Origin of the sequence: Gelria sp. Kuro-4, from assembly GCF_019668485.1 — a bacterium.
GTDB lineage: Bacteria > Bacillota > DTU030 > DUMP01 > DUMP01 > DUMP01.
The window spans coordinates 1,836,644-1,854,897 of the sequence record NZ_AP024619.1; the positions used below are offsets into that span (position 1 = coordinate 1,836,644).

An 18,254-nucleotide genomic window follows, 5' to 3' on the forward strand; every position below is an offset into this window, starting at 1 on the left:
CTTACATCCCTGCCCGCGCCAGCTGGACAAACAGCGCCTGGTCGTTGGCGGCTGCCAGGGCTTCTTCGTAAGCTACGCTACCGGCTTGGTACAGGCGGGTCAGGCTGTGCTCCAGCGCCTGCATACCAGTTTGGCGGCCGGCCTGGATGACAGAAGGAAGTTGAAAGGTTTTCCCCTCCCGGATGAGATTGCGCACCGCCGGCGTGGCCACGAGAATCTCCAGGGCCGCCACGCGGCCGCTGCCCGTCTGCCGGGGGAGCAGGCGCTGGGCGACGATGCCCGCGAGCACCCCGGCCAGCTGGCTACGCACCTGGGGCTGCTGGTGGGCGGGGAAAACGTCGATGATCCGGTCCACCGTTTGAGCGGCGCTGGCCGTGTGGAGCGTAGAGAGCACCAGATGGCCGGTTTCGGCGGCGGTAAGGGCCGTGGCGATGGTGGTAAGATCCCGCATTTCCCCCACCAGGATCACATCGGGATCCTGGCGCAAGGCGGCACGCAGGCCGCTGGCGAAGCTTTCTGTATCGCGCCCCACCTCACGTTGGTTGATGAGGGCGCGCCGGTTCACATGCCGGTACTCCACCGGGTCTTCAATGGTGATGATGTGAAGGTCCCGGGTGCGGTTGAGGTGTTCGATACAGGCGGCGAGGGTGGTGGATTTGCCTGAACCCGTAGGCCCAGTGACCAGCAGCAACCCCTGCCGCTGCTCGGCCAAAACCGTAAGGCCGGCCGGTAGACCCAGTTCTTCCAGGGTGGGGACCCGCTGGGGCAGCAGGCGTATGGCAGCGGCCCAACCGCCCAGGCGGCGGTAAATGTTGAGGCGCAGGCGCAGGCTGGCCGTGGAGGCTGCTGTATCCAGCTCCCCTTTCTTCCCCAGCTCTTCCAGCTGGCCGGCCGGCAGAAGCGTGGTCAACCACTCCCGGAAGCCCTCCGCCGTTAGCACAGGCAGGTTGGTGCGCGCCAAGCGCCCGTCCACCCTGAGGAGCGGGGCTTCACCCGTGACGAGATGAATGTCCGAAGCGCCTTTTTGGGCCGCGAGTTCGAGAAGTTGCCGAAACACGTTCTTCCCCCGTTTCCTTACAGTGCCGCGCGGATTACTTCCGCGATGGTTGTTCGGCCGGCGAGGACTTTAGCCACGCCGTCTTGCAAGAGGGGAATCATACCTTCCTGGAGGGCGGCGGCACGGATTTCTTCAGCGCTGGCTTTGGCCAGAATAAGCCGGCGCAGTGCCGGGGTGACCACCATGCTCTCTTGAATCGCCGTGCGGCCCCAGTAGCCGGTATAGCGGCAGGCGGGACAACCGCGCCCCCGTTTGAGGGGCTCAGGCGGCCGGTCCGGGCCCAGCTCGAGGAGGGTCCACTCTTCGGGCTCAGGCAGGTACTCTTCCTCGCAGCGGGGGCAGACGCAGCGCACCAGCCGCTGGGCCACTACCCCCGCCAGGGCGGAAGCGACCAGGTACGGCTCGACGCCCATGTCGAGCAGCCGGGTAATGGTCCCGGCTGCGTCGTTGGTATGAAGCGTCGAGAGCACCAGGTGCCCGGTGAGCGCCGAGCGGATGGCGACGTCGGCCGTTTCGCTGTCCCGGATTTCCCCCACCATGATGATGTTAGGATCCTGGCGCAGGATGGCCCGTAGGCCGTTGGCGAAGTCGATACCGGCCTTGGGGTTGACCTGCACTTGGTTAATACCGGGTATCTGGTACTCCACCGGGTCCTCGATGGTGATAATGTTCTGCTGCGGGGTGTTTAAGGTGCGGAGTGCGGCGTACAGCGTGGTCGTTTTGCCGCAGCCGGTAGGGCCGGTTACCAGCACCATGCCGTACGGCCGGGCGATCAGCTGGCGGAAACCGGTCAGCGCCTGGGCGGCAAACCCCAGGGCGGAGAGGTTCATGATGCGCGTGGTTTTGTCAAGGAGCCTCAGCACCACCTTCTCGCCGCGGATGGTAGGGAGGGTGGAAACGCGCACATCGATTTCGTGCCCACCCTGCTTCAGCTCAATGCGCCCGTCCTGGGGCGCCCGGCGCTCGGCGATGTCCATGCCGGCCATAACCTTGATGCGGGAGACGAGGGGCCCCAGCACGCTGGAGTTAAGGTTGATCACCGGCTGCAGCACCCCGTCGATGCGGAAGCGGACACGGAGGTCCTCGTCCAGGGGCTCGATGTGAATGTCACTGGCCCGCGCCTCGACCGCTTGGGCAAAGAGCGAGTCAACTATGTTGATCGCGGCCGCCGAGTCTGTCCCGCTCGGACTGCCTGGGACGGGCTCTTCCCTTGTCCTGCTTTGGCTGAGGCGCCTCGACTCCTGGGCCACGTTTTCCAGGGCGCCGTAATGGTTCCGAATCTCCTGGGCAATCTCTTCTTCAGTTGCCACGGCCGGCCGGACCTCGTACCCGGAGGCCAACCGCACCTCATCGACGGCCACAACATTGAGCGGGTCGGCCATGGCGAGCAGGAGCGCGGACCCGCTTATTCTCAGCGGCAGCACTTGGTGCCTCCGCGCCAAGGTCCCCGGAATACTCCGGAGGGCCTCCTCTTCCGGCGGGAAATCGGCCAGCGTGACATGGGGTATACCGAGCTGAAACTCGAGCACCTCGGCGATCTGCCGAGGTGTAACATAACCAAGGCTTACCAGGGCCTGGCCCAGGCGCTCACCGGTTTCTTGCTGCCGCTTGAGGGCCTGGGCAAGCTGGTCCCGGGTGAGAAGCCCTTGGTCGACGAGCAGATCCCCCAACCGCGGCGGTTGGGAAAAAACTGTTGTCTCAGCCACGTTGCCCACCTCATCACCTAAGTCTTATTCGCCATGTGGGACCAGAATCCTCCTTTAGGACCATGATTTTCTACACAAATTAAACTGCCCCAAACCGGCCGAGGCATAAAAAAATCGCGCCGCAGCGCGATTATGTTCACTGGTGCGCCCAGAGGGAATCGAACCCCCGCACCCAGATCCGGAGTCTGGTGCTCTATCCACTGAGCTACGGGCGCCTATCTCAAACAACACTTATTATACATCAAGCGCGCGGAAATTTCCACCCCTATTTTTTGTTCAGCAGCTTACTCCAGGTGCTGACCACCTCGTGGACCCGGCGTGACCGGTCTTCTTCGGGCAGATGCGCTGCTTCCCGTAGACAGCTTTCCAGCTGCTCTTCCAGGAGGTAATCGCGGATACGACCGAGTATGGCGTCGAGGGCGGCGACTTGCACCAGGAGGGCACTGCAGTCTGCTCCTTCTTCAATCATCTTTTCAACGCCGGTTACGTGGCCCTTAAGGGTGCGCAGGCGTTGCAGGATTTCTTTACAAGATGCTGGTCCCGGGGTGGTCAAGGCTTTTTCACCTCACGGTGGTGTGCCTCCGGCCGCTGGCCGGCGCGGCCGGGTTTTTTTCCTGGCACTCCCGGCAGTAACCGTAGAAGCGCAGCGAGTGGTTGACGATCTTAAAGCCGGTTTTCTCCCCTACCTGCTGCTCCAGATCCTCCAACAGGTCTTGGCTGAATTCAATGATGCGTCCGCACCCCAGGCAAACCAGGTGATGATGGTAGTGGGGAGCGTTGTCGGCTACCACCTCGAAGCGCTTGCACCCGTCACCGAAATCGGCGGCATGGATTATGCCAGCCATATTAAACAGCTCCAAAGTCCGGTACACCGTAGCCAGGCCGATGTCGCCTTCAGCTTCTTTAACCTTAAGATAGACGTCTTCAGCGCTGAGGTGCTTGTCCGACTCCTGAATCAGCGCTGCTAGGACGGCCTTGCGCCGGCGGGTCAAACGGATATTCTGTTCCTCCAACCGTTGACGCAGGACCGCCTGTAGATCCTTCACCTGGTTCACCTGTTTCTTTCCTTACTGACCCCAGTATAAGCCAGGTGAGAAGATAGTGTCAAGGCAGCGTAGGTCAATACGGATGAAAGAGGCCACTGCTCTTGGCCGGCGATGGTACCAGGTGCCGCCCGCGGCATGGGTGGTGTACGATGATTTTACTCTACCGCTGGTCTTCAACCGGGCGCACGCCCGGTTGCCTGTTTCCCAACTTTACCTGCCGGAAACGCTCGCTTTGCCAGGCTTTAAGTGCCGCGGCATCAGGCTCTTGCTCTCCCAAAAGCCGGGCCAGGAGATCAGCCCGCGCCGACTGTTCAGCGGCGGGCGGTGTACCGCCCGAGCTAAAGAAGCCTTGGAGAAACTGCACGCGCTCCTCGGGTGACAAGGTGTCAAGAAAAGACTTGTTCTGCCCGGGCATTGCTTCCCCTCCTTTTCGATTTCCTTTTTAGTGTGTCCGGTGCGGAGTTCTCTACCCGTCCAGTAACTGGCAGGGATAGTCGCGGCGCTCCGTGCCACACTAAAAAAAGATTCATAGGAAAGGAGGATGACCGTGAGTAAAACCGTGATCGGGATCTTTGGCAGTGAGGATGCGGCTCGGCGTGCCGTCGAGGAGCTCCGTAATTCCGGCTTTGGCACCAACGAGATTTCCATCGTGGCGCGCGAAGGTGCCGGCCGGGGCGGCGATGCCACCATGGGTATGGGCAACGACATCAGCGGCGGCGTCACCACCGGCGGCGTCCTCGGCGGCTTGGCCGGATTGGCGGCGGGAGCAGGTGCTTTGGCCATTCCCGGAATAGGACCGTTAATCGCGGCCGGCCCCATCGCCGGTCTTATTTCCGGGGCCGCCACGGGCGGGATCGCCGGCGGACTCCTCGATTGGGGTATCCCGGAAGAACGCGGCCGTTATTACGAGGGCAAGGTGCGCGAAGGCAAGATCCTGGCCACCATCCGCGCCGAAGACAACAAAGTGGATAAAGCCGCGCAGGTTCTACGCAACCAGGGTGCCACCGACGTGGAGACCCATTAAGCCTTACCACCCAGGCGCCGGCAAAGGCCGGAGATCACCCGGGCCGCCCTCTCGGCGGCCCTTTTGCTGAAGGCGCGAAAGTCCGCCGGCGCACCGCCGTCGGCGCGGTCGGAAATGGCCCGCAGGAGGGCGAACGGTCAGACATTCCTTAAGGACCTTCACCTCCACGTCAAGGGCTCCGAGGATACCGAACTTATTAATCACCATTACCCTTCTCCCCATCCGTACCATAAATGCTCAAGATATATCGGCCGTCTTGCCGCCGTAAGCCGAAAATGAGCCCTCTTTTTTTGAGGGTGCGGTTGAGCATGGTCACTAACCGGGGCACTTCTTCCGGCAGGCGAAAGTTGCCTTCGGCCAGCAGGGGAAGTGGTGCGTGCTTAGCCCACAGGTCCATAGCTTCCTTCCTTTCGCTGTTGACTTGGCGGGTCTTCTTTGCTATAATGGCATTGTCACAGGGGAGTAGCTCAACTGGCAGAGTAGCGGTCTCCAAAACCGCCCGCTGGGGGTTCGAGTCCCTCCTCCCCTGCCAGATATGCAGAAAGGCGGCGAGCAGCCGCCTTTCTGCATATCTGCTAGTGGCAGGTACTGCAACTCCCGCCGCTGCACGTGGCGCAGGAGCCGGAGCTGGAACCTTTCGCTCCTGCCCCGCCGATGGCAAAGGTGCTGTAAACGGGTTGGGTGTTGGTTCTGTGGCAGTGACTGCAGGCGGGGTGTTCGGGCTTGGCATTCATCGGTGCGCGCACCTCAAAGCGCTGGCCGCAGTCACGGCAGCGGTATTCGTAGTAAGGCATAGGACTCCGCCTCCTTAGGCTGTACGGCTTACAGCCTCATTATAGGGAAAGGGCCTGGCAACGTCAAGGGCGCGCAGGTTCCACCGTTCCGCTCGCCGGGTTCGGCCGGCGCGGTGCTTAGGGTTATTGACTTGCGCCCCGGTATGCGGTAAAATAAGCTGTGTCAGCGATCGGAGCGTGGCGCAGCTTGGTAGCGCACTTGGTTCGGGACCAAGGGGTCGCTGGTTCAAATCCAGTCGCTCCGACCATTTTGTGACCCTATGGTCAAGTGGTTAAGACATCGCCCTTTCAAGGCGGTAACGGGGGTTCGAATCCCCCTAGGGTCACCAAATGTGGGCCCATAGCTTAGCGGTAGAGCAGCCGGCTCATAACCGGTCGGTCCCAGGTTCAAATCCTGGTGGGCCCACCAAGGAAACTGTGTGGAGAGGTTCCCGAGTTGGCCAAAGGGGGCAGACTGTAAATCTGCTGGCGATGCCTTCGGTGGTTCAAATCCACCCCTCTCCACCAAGAAATAACGGCGCTAAGGGGCCCTGTCCCAGGGGCCCCTCTTTATTATGCCAGGCGCAGGGCCCGGTTGTAGCAATCCACCGCTTCTTCAGCACGCCCCAGATAATCGAGGCACATACCTTTGCCGCTGTAGTAAACCAGTTCTTCGGGCGTCAGGGCGAGCGCGCGTTCGTAAGCCGCCAGCGCCTCCTGATACTTTCCTTGTTTAAAGAGGCAGGCCCCTTTGTTCCCCCAGTAAACGGCGTTGTTAGGCTCAAGCTTAAGTGCCAGGTTGAAACACTCGGAGGCCTCGCGCATTCTGTTCAAGGCCATAAGACAAAGGCCGCGGTTGTTGAGCATGCCGGTGTCGGTCGGGTTGAGCTGCAAGACTTGATCATAGCACGCCAGCGCTTCTTTGTACCGCCCCAGCCGCGTGAGGCAGGAGGCCTTATTGTGCAGCAGGTTGAGGTCGTCACCTTCCACCCGCAGCGCCAGCTCGTAGCAGCGCAGGGCTTCTTCGTAACGGCCCAGTTTGCCCAGGCAAAAACCTTTGTTGTTGAGCAGGTTCGGATCGCGCGGGCGCCGCCGGAGGGCGCGATTGTAATACGCCAGGGCCGGATCGAACTGGCCTTCTTGGCCGAGCAGGAGGGCTAAATTACCCAGGATTACGGGATCGTCGGGCGTTAGCTTCAAGGCCTCGCGGTAAAGTCGGGCGGCTTCTTGGCGCCGGCCCAGGTTGCTAAGGCAGAGCCCTTCGTTGTTGAGCAGGGTGACGTCGGGTCCAATCGCTGCGCGCGCTTCTTCATAGACGGCGGCCGCTTCCGCGAACCCTGCGCCTGCCTCCAGCACCTGCGCCAGCGCCAGCCAAGCAGGTTTTAACTTGGGGTCTATCTCTACGGCCCGGCGAAAACAGGCTGCAGCCGGGCCGTCCTGCCCTTGTTGCTGGTAAACCGTACCCAGCAAGTGGATAAGGTACGCGTTCCCCGGGGCCCGGGCAGTAGCCTGCTCGAGCAAGGAGACGGCTTTGTCCAGGCTCCCCTGGTACTGGTAAACCACGGCCAACGCCGCCGGAATATCAGCCGCCGCGGGCTCAGCCGCCATGGCAGCGTGCAGCAGCTTGACGCCGCCTTCTACCCGGCCGGCGAACAGGGCCAGCTGGGCCAGGCGGAGCTGAACGCCCGTCCGGTTAAAAAACGATCGCCGGGACGGCTGGGTTCGGACGATGCGGCCGAGGGCGGCGGCTGCATCCGTACGGGAAAGAGCCCCTGCCTGTTGTTCGGGGGCGGCGGCTGCTGTAAAGGTAAAGCCGGCCTGAACCAAGGCGGCGGCCATTTTCTTGGCAGCCAGGTAACCGGCTACCCGCGTCCGGAAGAAACCGCCTGCTTCCTCTTCCCACCAGGCGGCTGCGGCGGCCAGTTCGGCGGCCGCAGGTTCACGGTAACGCCCGCGGTGGATCTTAACGCCCGTTAGCCTCGATTTCCCTATCCTCTTTTCCGTTACCAGCAGGGCGGTAACGGGAAAAACGTAAGGAGGCAGCTGCAGCCGGGTGCGCACCGCCGGGGCTTCGCCTAAGGCCTGAGGTAATAAGATGCAACTTAACCCCAGCTTCTCGGCGGCCTGTGCGGCAGCCTGCGCGCTCCGGGCGGTCAGACCGACACCGTAGATGAAACCTGCTAGGCCGGCGAGGGCAAAACCGGCTTCGTGAGGGCAGGTCTGCTTAAGGGCAAAGTAGTCCAGGCAAAAGACCATACCCACCGCTGCCTGCCGTGGCCAGTCGCATTCGGTTAAGCCGGCCAACCAGTCCCGGTCGGCGGGTTCTGTCAACACCACCACACTGGTGGCCGGTAGGTTCTCGCAACCGGGGAGCTTCTCCATGGCTGTGAGGAGTTCTTCCAGCCAGGGTAGTTCCTGAGCCGGCCTGTGCTCTTGCGGGGATGATCCGCTCACGCTCCAATCCCTCCCAATAAAAGGCAACACTGGGATTTATAGCCAAGTATTCGCCTTTTCGGAAGGGAAAACCTGCTGGAGCGAGAAATATGTTAGCGGTTTTTTTCCGCCATAAAGCGATCGGGCTCATACTGTTTCGACGGCAATTCCGGCCAGCCTTGCTCAAGGCCTTGGAGCAGGACTTCACCGGTGGCTGGATTGGTGGCGGCCGGAACGTAGTGCACGTCACAAAGGCGTAGCAGGGCGGTGATATCCGGCTCATGCGGTTGCGGGGTTAAAGGGTCGCGGAAGAAAAAGACGGCGTGCACCCGCCTGGAGGCGATCTCAGCCCCAATCTGCTGGTCTCCTCCCAGGGGTCCGGACTGGTAGCGTTCCACCTCAAGGCCGGTACGCTCTTGGAGCAGGCGCCCCGTATTGCCGGTGGCGATGAGCTGGGCCTGCGCAAAAAAATCCCGGTGCCGGGCCACAAATTCTGCCAGTTGGCTCTTCATGCGATCGTGAGCGATGAGCGCGATGCGCTTCATGTCTGTAACTCCTTTCAGGAGGTGAAGTTAGATGGCAAAAAGGATACCCGACCTGCTTGGGGCCCTGGCCGCGGCCTACCCTGCGGCGCGCACGGAACTGGTGTTTCACTCGCCCTTTGAGCTTTTGGTGGCTACCATGCTCTCGGCGCAGACCACCGACCGGCAGGTTAATCGCGTTACCCCGCTGCTCTTTGCCCGTTACCCTACCCCGGAGGCCCTCGCCGCTGCTGATCCGGAGGTGCTGGCCGGAGAGATTGCCGGCGTCGGTCTTAACCGGACCAAGGCCCGGCACCTGGTAAGCGCGGCCCAGCGGCTGGCCGCGGTCTTTCATGGTCAGGTGCCCCCTCGCCTGGAGGATTTACTGACGCTGCCGGGCGTCGGGCGCAAGACGGCCAAGGTGGTTTTGGCCAACGCTTTCGGTATCCCCGGCCTGGCGGTGGATACCCATGTTTTCCGCGTCGCCCGCCGGCTGGGCTTATCGGCGGGGAGGACGCCGCTGGAGGTGGAAAAGGATCTGGAGGCGCAGATTCCGCCCACCGCCTGGACAGCCACCCATCATCGCTTGATTCAGCACGGTCGCCGGGTGTGCCGGGCGCGCAACCCGCGCTGTGCAAGCTGCCCGCTGGGCGCTTACTGCTTGTTCCGCACGCAGCCGGAGAAATCAACCGACTAATTTTTCCGCCTGTTTCTGGGCCTCAGAAAGGATTTTGGCGCGGTCAAGCGTCGTCGGCCGGCCGTGCTCCAGGAGAATTCTCCCGGCAACGAGCACCGTATCCACATCACCGGCCCGCGCACTGTAAACCACGCGGGAGATGACGTCATGGCGCGGCACCAGGTGTGCCCGCCCTTCATCCAAGAGCACCAGGTCAGCCTGCTTACCTTCCTCCAGGCTGCCGATACGGGACTCCAACCCGAGGGCCTCTGCTCCACCCAGGGTGGCTGAGCGCAGGGCCGCCCGGGCCGGCACGGCCGCAGGGTCGCCCGTTGCCAGCTTGGGCAGGAGCGCTGCCAGGCGTGCTTCTTCCAGGACATCCAGGTTGTTATTGCTGGCTGCCCCGTCGGTGCCAAGGCCGACTTTTACTCCAGCTTCAAGCAGAGCCGCCAGCGGGGCCAGCCCGCTGGCCAGTTTGAGGTTACTCCCAGGGTTATGCGCCACTCCGATCCCGTCCGCTTTGAGGTATGCCATGTCCTGTCCACTCAGGTGCACACAGTGGGCAGCGAGGACAGGTACCGGACCCTCCCGGCCGAGGATTTCATGCAGCAGCCCCACGGGGGTGAAGCCCGTTTGAGCTTGGAGCTCCTGTACCTCAGCGCTGGTTTCTGCCAAATGAATGTGAATGCCGCAGCCCAGTTCTTTGGCGGCGGCAACCACGTCGCTCAGGAAGGGACGCGGACACGTGTAGGGGGCGTGCGGACCGAGGCGGGCCGTGATGCGTCCGGCAGCGCTCCGCTGCCGCCGCCGGACAAAGTCGGCCGCTGCGGCCAGCCGTTTGTCCGCATCAGGGGTCGTTCCTGTGAGACCGGGGGCCAGGTCGGCTCTCAGGCCGCTTTCCGTCACGGCCTGCGCCGTTTCCTCGGAGTAAAAATACATATCGGCAAAAGTGGTGACACCGGCTTCGAGCATTTCGAGGCAGGCGAGGAGTGTCCCCCAATAGACCGCTTCCGGTGTGAGCCGGGCCTCAAGGGGCCAGATTTTTTCTTCCAGCCAGGGCTTAAGCGCCAGGTCGTCGGCGTAACTGCGCAGCAAGGTCATGGCGGCATGCGTGTGCGCGTTGATGAACCCGGGGAGGGCCACCTTCCCTTCCCCGCGGATGACGCGGTCCGGCTGCCAGGCCAGGCGCTGTTGGGAAGGCCCGACATAGACCAGGCGTTCATCCTCACAGATGATATCACCCGGCGCGTAAACATGGTTCTCGGCATCCATGGTAACCACAGTTGCGCCTTCAATAAGCAGTTTGCTCAACAGCACTTCCTCCCCCGTGGACAACTGTTTTTTTCGGTGCCCGGCGCTTTGTAGCCTGACAGAGCGAGGCCAGGTAAACCCTGGCTTCTTCGTGCCCTGCCCGGGCGGCTTTGCGTAAGTAGCAAAGCGCCGGTGGGATCTTTTTTTCCTGCCAGAGCAGGTGCCCCAGTTCGTAGTTGATGGTGGGCTGTTCCGGGTCCAGCTCATGCGCCTTCTTGAGGTGTTGTTCCGCCGCCGCTGTATTGCCGGCCTGCTCCTCGGCGCGGGCCAGGATAAGCCAGTAGTTGGGTTCGCTGGGCGCCAGGGTTACGGCGCGCTCCGCCCAAACCCTCGCCTCTTTGTGTTTGCCGCAGGCCAGCATGAACTGAGCGAAATCGGCCTGCAGCGCCGGGTCGCAGGGGGACAGGCGGATGGCCTCCGCCCAGGCGGCTTCCGCCTCCTCCGTTTTGCCGCCGGCCCCAAAGACCTGTGCATAGGTCACAAAAACGGCCGGATTAAAGGACTCCAGGCCTTGAGCCCGCTCCAGGTAGCTGAGGGCCAGGCCCAGGTCACTGCCGGCGGCCAGGGCAGCCATGCGACAGAGATTCGGTACCACGCGCTCCTCCCCGTCCAGCTTTACGCTGTAGGACATGTGCTCCAGGAGCTCGACCAGCCGTGCCTCTTCTTTGGCCAGCATAAGTCCCTGTTGCCAGAGAGCGCGCGCCTCGCGCAGCTGTCCCTGCTTAAAGTATACTAAACCGAGCTCAGCGTAAACGAGATCATTGCGCGGCTGTGCGGCCAGGCACTTGCCGAAGGCGAGGGTGGCTTCGCGGTACCTGCCCTGGCGGCTGTAGAGAAAGCCGAGAAAATAATGCGCCCGGCTGAGTTCCGGATCGCGCAGCAGTGCGGCCTGGAAGCATTCTTCCGCGGGACCGACCAAACGCCCCTCCAGGTAGGCTTGTCCGAGTTTTAGGAGTCGCTCGGGGTCCTCGGGCAGCCTCCCTGTCGCAGCCCGCAGGGCTGCCACAGCCTGCTGCCAGTCAGGCTGCCCTGCTTTTTGCCCTGCCCCTTCGTGGGTGGTTTGGGTGTTCATCGTTCGTCCCTCCCCACCCCAAATTATACCAGCGATGGCATTATATGTCAAAAGGCTTGTCCGTCCACCCCTTGAGGTCGGCCAGGCGGCGGTAATCGGTCAGGTCCAGGCTGAGCGGCGTTATTGAAATCCTGCCGGCGGCGACGGCCGCAATGTCGGTATCGGGAGGGCACTCCTCCGGCAGGGGTTCCCCGGCCAGCCAGTAGTAAGTTTGCCCGCGCGGGTCTTGCCGCGCTTCAAAGGTATTCTTATAACGGCGTGTTCCCAGGCGGGTAATGCTGAGGCCGCGGATTTCCCGGGCGGGGCGCGCCGGAACGTTAACGTTGAGCAGGGTTTCGGCCAGAGCCGGCTTCGCGAGGAGGCGTTGGACGATGGCCCGCGCCAGCCGGGCGGCCAGGCTGTAGTCGGCGTCCGGGGCGTGGGTGGCCAGGGAAACGGCCAGTGCGGGCAGCCCGAACAGGAGCCCTTCTAAGGCTGCCGCCACTGTCCCGGAGTAAAAGACGTCCGTGCCCAAATTAGGGCCGCGGTTGATGCCGGCGACAACCAGGTCCGGCTTGCGGGGAAGCAGGGTGGTTAGAGCCAGTTTAACGCAATCGCCCGGTGTGCCTGTTACGGCCCACGCCGGGCCGGCGAAGTGCTTCACCTCACGCACCCGCAGGGGGCGGTCCATGGTAATGGCATGACCGGAAGCGCTCCGCTCCCGGTCGGGTGCAACTATGGCCACTTGATCGGCCGGGGAAAACGCACCGGCCAGCGCCGTAAGTCCAGCGGCATCTATTCCATCATCGTTACTAAGGAGGACAAACATTGACCGGTGGGCCTCCCCTTTGCCTTCATGGTTTGCAGCGTGCTACGCACTGCGGACAAAGGAGTAGGGGTTCAGCGATGACAACACCATAGACAGCGCAGCGAAAGAAGGTGATGCTTTGGCCACGGAGGGCAAAACGCTTGACCGGTTCGAGGTAGATGCACGGACGATTGGCCAACACCCGGGGGATGCTGCACCCGGCGCAGGCCCAAGCGGCTTCACTGTCGCCGGGGGAAAAGGACGCCTGCCCGAGTTTACACCGGACTTCCGCCGCCGTAAGCGTTTGAAACGGACAATAGCCCGTCACGCGCCCACCCCCTAGCCGCCTTGTAACAGTAGTCTATGAGGCAGCGCGGTGGGAGGTGACACGCCGCTCTTCGGCCCCCGGGGTGCTATTCTTCCGCTTTTGTCTTCTTGGCCTGGGCGGCAATCTCCTCGGCCAGGCGTGCGGGTACCTCTTCGTAATGGTCGAAGGCGATGGTGAAACTGCCCCGGCCTTGGGTAAGCGATCTTAAGTCAATGGCATACTTGGACAGCTCGGAGAGGGGGACCTGGGCCTTAATAACCTGCAAAGAGCCGGCGGGTTCCAGCCCCAGGATGCGGCCGCGTTTGGCGTTGAGATCACCGATGACATCGCCCATGTAGTTCTCCGGGACGGTGACCTCCAGGTTCATTATGGGCTCAAGAATGACGGGGTTGGCCTGCTCCGCTCCTTTTTTGAAGGCCAGGCTGGCGGCGATCTTGAAGGCCATTTCCGAGGAGTCGACGGGGTGGAAGGAACCGTCCACCAGGGTAACTTTGACATCCACCACGGGGAAGCCGGCCAGTATCCCTTCGCGCATGGCTTCGCGGACTCCCTTTTCCACCGCGGGGATATACTGCTTGGGTACCGCGCCCCCGAAGATCTTTTCCTCGAAAACGAAGCCGCTGCCCTCCGGTAGGGGCTCCATTTCCAACCAGACGTGGCCGTACTGGCCGTGCCCGCCGGTCTGCTTTTTGTGCTTGCCTTCTACCTTTACCGGCTTACGGAGGGTCTCGCGGTACGGGATGGCGGGCGTGGCGGTCACCACTTCGACGCCGAACTTGCGCTTCAGCCTCTCTACGGTTACGTCGATATGCACGTCGCCCATGCCGCAGAGAATGAGTTCCCTGGTCTCAGCCTCCTTCTTCAGGGTGAGGGTGGGGTCCTCTTCCATCAAACGGCTCAGGCCAAGGCCGAGTTTGTCTTCGTCTCCTTTGGATTTGGCGGCCACGGCTACGGAATAGGATGGGCGGGGAAATTCCAGCGGCGGCAGCAGGACGGCCTTGTCTTTATCGCACAGGGTATCGCCGGTGGCTGTCTCCTGCAGTTTGGCCACGGCGCCGATATCGCCGGCCACCACGGCGCTGACCGGGTTTTGGGTTTTACCACGCGGGATGAACACCTGCCCTACCCGCTCCGCTTTTTCTTTCGCCGTGTTGTAGACAATGCTGTCCGAGACCAGTTTGCCACGGTAAACCCGAAAATACGTTAGCTTCCCCACAAAGGGGTCGGCCATGGTCTTAAAGGCCTGGGCCACCAGCGTACCGTTCGGGTCGGGCGCAATTTCCACCTCCGACTGCCCGGCTGCTTGGGTAGCCTTGGCCGGGGGACGGTCCAGCGGTGAAGGCAGATAGCCGACGATGGCGTCGAGCAGCAGGCCCATGCCCTTATTTTGATAAGCTGAACCGCAGAGCACCGGGAACAGCTTGCCCGTTAACGTTCCTTGGCGCAGGCCCCGCAGTATCTCCTCCTGGGTCAACTCTTCCCCATCGAGGTACTTCAGGGTGAGTTCATCGTCGGTTTCCGCTGCGGCTTCCACCAGCTTTTCGCGCTGCGCTTCCGCTGCGGCCTTAAGCTCCTCAGGAAGCGGGGCCTCTTCCACCTTGCCGTTTTGGAAGAGGAGGGCTTTCATGCCGACCAGGTCGACGATGCCGCGGAAGTTGGCTTCGGCGCCGATGGGAAGTTGTAAGGGGATGGCACGGGGGGAAAGTTCGGCCTGCACCTGATCCAACACCCGGTCAAAGTGGGCGTTTTCCCGGTCGAGCTTGTTGATGAAAATGATTCGCGGCAGGCCCTTCTCGCCGGCCAGGTGCCACATGCGCGCAGTGTTAACCTCTACTCCGGAGACAGCACAGACAAGAACCAACGCAGCGTCGGCCACCTCGAGGGCGCTGATGACATCGCCGATGAAATCGGCGTAACCCGGCGTATCCAGCAGGTTCACTTTACAACCTGTCCATTCGCAGGGGACGACGGCGGTGTTGATGGTTATTTTACGCTTGATTTCGTCCGGATCGTAGTCGGCCACGGTATTGCCCTCGTCAACCCTGCCCAAACGATCACTACCGCCGCTGGTAAAGAGAAGAGCTTCCGTCAGGGAGGTTTTGCCGGCGCTCCCGTGTGAGATCAGTGCGACGTTCCGTAACTTGTCTGGTGCATAGTCTTTCACTCTGCGTTTCCCCCTTACTTCTCAAGGCTCAAACTGCCCTCTTTCATCTTATTCGGTGAAGACAAGCATTTTTCCTTCTTTACTGAGGAAGGCGATCGGGGAAGCAGTGGTATTATGCCCAGCAAGCGCCGCAATCTTCCTTTTCTGGTGCTTTCCGTCAGACAAGGTTACGGGCCCGCTCCTTGAAGCGTTCTTGGGCCAGGGTGATGAGCCGGTCAATGAGATCCGGGTAACTCAGCCCGCTCGCCTCCCAGAGGCGGGGATACATGGATAGGTTGGTGAAGCCCGGGATGGTGTTGATCTCGTTGACGATCACCTGGCCGGACTCCCGGTGCATAAAGAAGTCCACGCGCGCCATGCCGGCACAATCGATGGCCTTGTAGGCGGCTACGGCCAGTTCCTGCACCCGGCTTTGCACAGAGGCGGGGACGGCGGCCGGGACAATTAAGTCCGAAACCCCGTCGGTATACTTCGCCTCATAATCGTAAAATTCGTTGTGCGGGACAATCTCGCCGATGACGGAGGCGGCGGGATCATCGTTACCCAAAACAGCACACTCAAATTCCCGGCAGGGGATGTACTCCTCCACCACCACCTTGCGATCGTACTGGGTGGCCAGCTGCAACGCGGCCGTAAGTTCCTTCCTTGTGCGCGCCTTGCTGATGCCCACGCTCGAGCCTAAATTGGCGGGCTTCACGAACACCGGCAGTCCCAAGCGCTCCTCGATCAGGTCACCGGTTTTTGCCGGCTCGCGTCGCCAGGCATGCCGCCAAACCACCAGGTAGCGGGCGATGGGCAGCTTGGAGGCTTCAAAAACCTGTTTCATTATCACCTTGTCCATTCCCACTGAGGAGGCCAGCACACCCGCCCCGACGTAGGGGACGCCGCACATCTCGAACAGGCCCTGGATGGTACCGTCTTCCCCGTAGGGACCGTGCAAAACAGGGAAGATGACATCCAGGCCGGCCAGCAGCGCGGTGGGAGGCGGCCCACCTGGTTCGGCTGTTTCTTTCCTCAGGGTTTCCCAGGGGTTCCCTTCTGTCAGCCAGCCTCCGGTTTTCGTAATGCCGATGAGAACAGGGTCGTATTTTTCGCGGGGTATAAACTTGATGACCGAGGCGGCGGACATGAGCGAAACCTCATGCTCGCCGGAACGTCCGCCAAAGACGATGCCCACCTTTAATTTGGCCATGGTACTAGCTCCTTTCGCTTTCCGCCTAATGGACCGCCAACCGGATGAGTTCGCTTCGACTGAGGGCGTAACCCTCTTGTTTCAGGCAGCGCAGCAAGTACTGGTAGCGCAGACGGGCTGCCCGTTCCCAAAAGATGGCGAAATCGACCAGGGTTGGATCGGTAACCTCCTTAAAATAGCACTGGGCCTGTCGCCAGTCGCGGTAGGCTTCCCGGACGGTCTGGACTGGATTCGGTGGTAGGACTTCGGGGGTGGACTGCACTTTTCCTCCTACCTCCTTTTCGCTTTATCCTGAAGGATTTTCACCCGGCCCTTCACACCTGCGCAGTAAAAACTATGCTTTTTGTGCGCCGAGGTGACTGGGAATCATTTCCTATAGTCCACCCACACCTGCAGCCATTCGGTATCAGCCGGCGGGGAGGTGAAAACGAGTCCCGCCAGTTCCTCCGCTCTGGCCAGACGGGCGGCAAGCATGGCCTGAGCACCAGGCGTTACAAGGAGTAGTCTCTCGGGGCTGAGGTAGAACCGCAGGTCACTCAGCCCGTCCGTATCGTTCCCCGCCGCCGGCACGGCGTAGTAATCCAGGTTCAAACCCAGTACCGGTATCGAGGCGGCAGCCGCCGTCTCTGGCAGAACCAGGATCTGGGTGAGGTGTTTTATCCTGCTGCGCCGGGAATTGTAAAAGTTGAGCGCAGTCAGGGCCGCGCGATCGGCCGGCGCATAGCACCAACCCTGCCACCTGGCGGTGAGTCCTCGCCGCTGCCCCTGGGTTAATACCAGAGCCGGCAGGCGGTTTCTCCTTAAGGCACCCACCCAGGACGGCCCCAGCTCCGGTGCCAGTACCACGCCTTGAAACCAGGGCAACCATTTAAGCCATTCCTCAGGTTGCCCGGCCGGCCAGGCCCAAAAGGCAGGCCAGCACGGCCGGCTCAGCGGTAGGACGATCTCGCCTGCCGCTGCCGCAGCGGTGTGCCGAAAGCGCCGGAGCGACACCCCGGTGCGGCTGGCGGCCTGGGCCGGGTCTACCGCCGGCGGAAAGGCGGCGCAGGACGGTACGCGCCGCAAGGAATGGATGATGACGGGCATCCGCGGTTTAAGAAGCCCTAGGAGCTCCTCCCCCAGCGCTTGACCTGCCAGTTGAAGGTGACGGGCTCTCCCCTGGCGGCCGACAGACTCCAGCCGGATCGCCGTGTGATTGCTGAACTTTAACAGGCGCGCGCCTTTGCGGGCGCGCGGCGCTGACTCCAGGTGACAGACTCCAGGGGAAATAGCGGCGACCGGTCTTTTCAGCGGCTGCGCCCAGAGAATGCGGTCTCCTTCCTTCACCAGCAGCAGGGACCACTGAAGAAGGACCAGCAAGTGCCGCTCGTTGGGGCTCAGCTCCTGGGCTAAGGCCAGCCAGGTATCGACGTCGCAACTTCCGGTGCCGGCGAGTCCGTGCTGCAACTGAAAGCGGCGCACCACTTTCTCTGTACGCACCCCGTAGCAGCCGTCGGTGGCCAGATGGGCTCCGAGAAGGAAGTTCAAGCACGCTTGGAGTACCTTTACCTCCCGCCCGCTGCTGCCTGGTACAAGAAAGTCGGCCACTTGATCACCTCCCGGCTGCTTGTGCATATTAGCCTATGAAAACCGGCCGTAAAAGGTGCAGAGAAAAGAAAACCCCCGGCCTACCGGCGGGGGTTTCACCGTTCTTTTCACATCCTGTTGCCAGGCTAGGTATGCTCAGGCACTTTTTCGAAAATGCCACGCTTGATCTCAGCAGCCGTAACCTTGTCCGCTTGAAAGGCAGAGGCTATATAGTTATAGGCGACCCAGGGGTCCACCTTATCACCGCAGGTGAAGACGTCAACAGCGGCATAGCCGAGTTCCGGCCATGTATGAATGGCGAGGTGCGATTCGGAGATGATCACCACACCGCTTACTCCTTGGGGAGAAAATCGGTGGAAGGCCACCTCACGGACTTCAGCCCCAGCGGTAAGTGCTGCGTCGACTAGGGTGCGTTCAATGGTAGCAACGTCGTTCAGAATCGCGCCATCACACCCAAAAAACTCAGCCAGGATGTGACGCCCCAGTGCTTTCATTTCCCGCCCTCCCTTTCTGATAAAAGTCTGCGCACTGATCACCTAAGATTGTAGCAGACTCTGGCGGGATGTCAAGGTATGCC

At 61.7% G+C, this 18,254-nt stretch carries 19 protein-coding genes and 6 tRNA genes; 7 read left to right on the forward strand and 18 right to left on the reverse strand.

Annotated elements, in window-relative coordinates; translation table 11 throughout:
• Position 1: 1 nt before the first annotated feature.
• From K5554_RS09220 to K5554_RS09245, 6 genes are all read right to left on the reverse strand, one after another.
• Entirely contained in the window at positions 2 to 1,057 is a 1,056-nt protein-coding gene (locus tag K5554_RS09220) for a type IV pilus twitching motility protein PilT (RefSeq protein WP_221038207.1), read from the reverse strand.
• Positions 1,058 to 1,074: 17 nt separating this feature from the next.
• On the reverse strand, positions 1,075 to 2,763 hold the full coding sequence (locus tag K5554_RS09225; protein WP_221038208.1) for a GspE/PulE family protein: 1,689 nt from the start codon (positions 2,761 to 2,763) through the stop codon (positions 1,075 to 1,077).
• A 140-nt stretch (positions 2,764 to 2,903) separates the two neighbouring features.
• Positions 2,904 to 2,978, reverse strand: a tRNA-Arg gene (locus K5554_RS09230).
• A gap of 50 nt (positions 2,979 to 3,028) precedes the next feature.
• Positions 3,029 to 3,316, reverse strand: a complete 288-nt coding sequence (locus K5554_RS09235; RefSeq protein ID WP_221038209.1) for a metal-sensitive transcriptional regulator — start codon at positions 3,314 to 3,316, stop codon at positions 3,029 to 3,031.
• A gap of 7 nt (positions 3,317 to 3,323) precedes the next feature.
• Positions 3,324 to 3,818: a Fur family transcriptional regulator gene (locus K5554_RS09240; protein WP_255565352.1), complete on the reverse strand. Its 495-nt coding sequence runs from the start codon at positions 3,816 to 3,818 to the stop codon at positions 3,324 to 3,326.
• A gap of 151 nt (positions 3,819 to 3,969) precedes the next feature.
• Entirely contained in the window at positions 3,970 to 4,224 is a 255-nt protein-coding gene (locus K5554_RS09245) for a hypothetical protein (RefSeq protein WP_221038210.1), read from the reverse strand.
• A 132-nt stretch (positions 4,225 to 4,356) separates the two neighbouring features.
• Here K5554_RS09245 and K5554_RS09250 point away from each other — a divergent pair, with 132 nt between their 5' ends.
• Positions 4,357 to 4,833: a general stress protein gene (locus tag K5554_RS09250; protein WP_221038211.1), complete on the forward strand. Its 477-nt coding sequence runs from the start codon at positions 4,357 to 4,359 to the stop codon at positions 4,831 to 4,833.
• Positions 4,834 to 5,029: 196 nt separating this feature from the next.
• On the opposite strand, the gene K5554_RS09255 is transcribed toward K5554_RS09250, so the two are convergent.
• Entirely contained in the window at positions 5,030 to 5,230 is a 201-nt protein-coding gene (locus K5554_RS09255; RefSeq protein WP_221038212.1) for a DUF4264 family protein, read from the reverse strand.
• A 59-nt stretch (positions 5,231 to 5,289) separates the two neighbouring features.
• Between K5554_RS09255 and K5554_RS09260 the strand changes: the two genes are divergently transcribed.
• Positions 5,290 to 5,365 (forward strand) — tRNA-Trp (locus K5554_RS09260).
• A gap of 43 nt (positions 5,366 to 5,408) precedes the next feature.
• On the opposite strand, the gene K5554_RS09265 is transcribed toward K5554_RS09260, so the two are convergent.
• Positions 5,409 to 5,627, reverse strand: coding sequence for a zinc ribbon domain-containing protein (locus K5554_RS09265; protein WP_221038213.1), 219 nt, complete (start codon positions 5,625 to 5,627; stop codon positions 5,409 to 5,411).
• 171 nt (positions 5,628 to 5,798) lie between these two features.
• Here K5554_RS09265 and K5554_RS09270 point away from each other — a divergent pair.
• The 4 genes from K5554_RS09270 (at position 5,799) to K5554_RS09285 (ending at position 6,134) form a co-directional block, all read left to right on the forward strand.
• Positions 5,799 to 5,875 (forward strand) — tRNA-Pro (locus tag K5554_RS09270).
• Between the two features lie 6 nt (positions 5,876 to 5,881).
• Positions 5,882 to 5,956, forward strand: a tRNA-Glu gene (locus tag K5554_RS09275).
• 5 nt (positions 5,957 to 5,961) lie between these two features.
• A tRNA-Ile gene (locus K5554_RS09280) sits at positions 5,962 to 6,036 on the forward strand.
• A gap of 12 nt (positions 6,037 to 6,048) precedes the next feature.
• Positions 6,049 to 6,134: transfer RNA gene (locus tag K5554_RS09285), tRNA-Tyr, on the forward strand.
• A gap of 45 nt (positions 6,135 to 6,179) precedes the next feature.
• Here K5554_RS09285 and K5554_RS09290 read toward each other — a convergent pair.
• Entirely contained in the window at positions 6,180 to 8,060 is a 1,881-nt protein-coding gene (locus tag K5554_RS09290; RefSeq protein ID WP_221038214.1) for a tetratricopeptide repeat protein, read from the reverse strand.
• Between the two features lie 92 nt (positions 8,061 to 8,152).
• Positions 8,153 to 8,584 carry a methylglyoxal synthase gene (locus K5554_RS09295; protein WP_221038215.1) on the reverse strand — a complete coding sequence of 144 codons (432 nt, stop codon included), beginning with the start codon at positions 8,582 to 8,584 and terminating at the stop codon, positions 8,153 to 8,155.
• 31 nt (positions 8,585 to 8,615) lie between these two features.
• On the opposite strand from K5554_RS09295, the gene nth reads away from it, so the two are divergent.
• On the forward strand, positions 8,616 to 9,257 hold the full coding sequence (gene nth / locus K5554_RS09300; RefSeq protein WP_221038216.1) for an endonuclease III: 642 nt from the start codon (positions 8,616 to 8,618) through the stop codon (positions 9,255 to 9,257).
• On the opposite strand, the gene K5554_RS09305 is transcribed toward nth, so the two are convergent.
• The 8 genes from K5554_RS09305 to speD form a co-directional block, all read right to left on the reverse strand.
• A complete protein-coding gene (locus K5554_RS09305) occupies positions 9,246 to 10,553 on the reverse strand; it encodes an amidohydrolase (protein WP_370636866.1) in 1,308 nt (435 codons plus the stop codon). The genes nth and K5554_RS09305 overlap by 12 nt on opposite strands.
• Positions 10,528 to 11,619 carry a tetratricopeptide repeat protein gene (locus K5554_RS09310; RefSeq protein ID WP_221038218.1) on the reverse strand — a complete coding sequence of 364 codons (1,092 nt, stop codon included), beginning with the start codon at positions 11,617 to 11,619 and terminating at the stop codon, positions 10,528 to 10,530. Before K5554_RS09310 ends, K5554_RS09305 begins: the two co-directional genes overlap by 26 nt.
• A 40-nt stretch (positions 11,620 to 11,659) precedes the next feature.
• Positions 11,660 to 12,427, reverse strand: a complete 768-nt coding sequence (surE, locus tag K5554_RS09315) for a 5'/3'-nucleotidase SurE (protein WP_221038219.1) — start codon at positions 12,425 to 12,427, stop codon at positions 11,660 to 11,662.
• Between the two features lie 392 nt (positions 12,428 to 12,819).
• Positions 12,820 to 14,898, reverse strand: coding sequence for an elongation factor G (gene fusA / locus K5554_RS09320; RefSeq protein WP_221038220.1), 2,079 nt, complete (start codon positions 14,896 to 14,898; stop codon positions 12,820 to 12,822).
• A gap of 157 nt (positions 14,899 to 15,055) precedes the next feature.
• On the reverse strand, positions 15,056 to 16,090 hold the full coding sequence (locus K5554_RS09325) for a D-alanine--D-alanine ligase family protein (RefSeq protein ID WP_221038221.1): 1,035 nt from the start codon (positions 16,088 to 16,090) through the stop codon (positions 15,056 to 15,058).
• Between the two features lie 25 nt (positions 16,091 to 16,115).
• Positions 16,116 to 16,352: a DUF2508 family protein gene (locus K5554_RS09330; protein WP_221038222.1), complete on the reverse strand. Its 237-nt coding sequence runs from the start codon at positions 16,350 to 16,352 to the stop codon at positions 16,116 to 16,118.
• A gap of 104 nt (positions 16,353 to 16,456) precedes the next feature.
• Entirely contained in the window at positions 16,457 to 17,677 is a 1,221-nt protein-coding gene (locus K5554_RS09335; protein WP_221038223.1) for a peptidoglycan-binding protein, read from the reverse strand.
• A gap of 125 nt (positions 17,678 to 17,802) precedes the next feature.
• Complete coding sequence (speD, locus tag K5554_RS09340; protein WP_221038224.1) at positions 17,803 to 18,171, reverse strand: adenosylmethionine decarboxylase; 369 nt, start codon at positions 18,169 to 18,171, stop codon at positions 17,803 to 17,805.
• Positions 18,172 to 18,254: the final 83 nt, after the last annotated feature.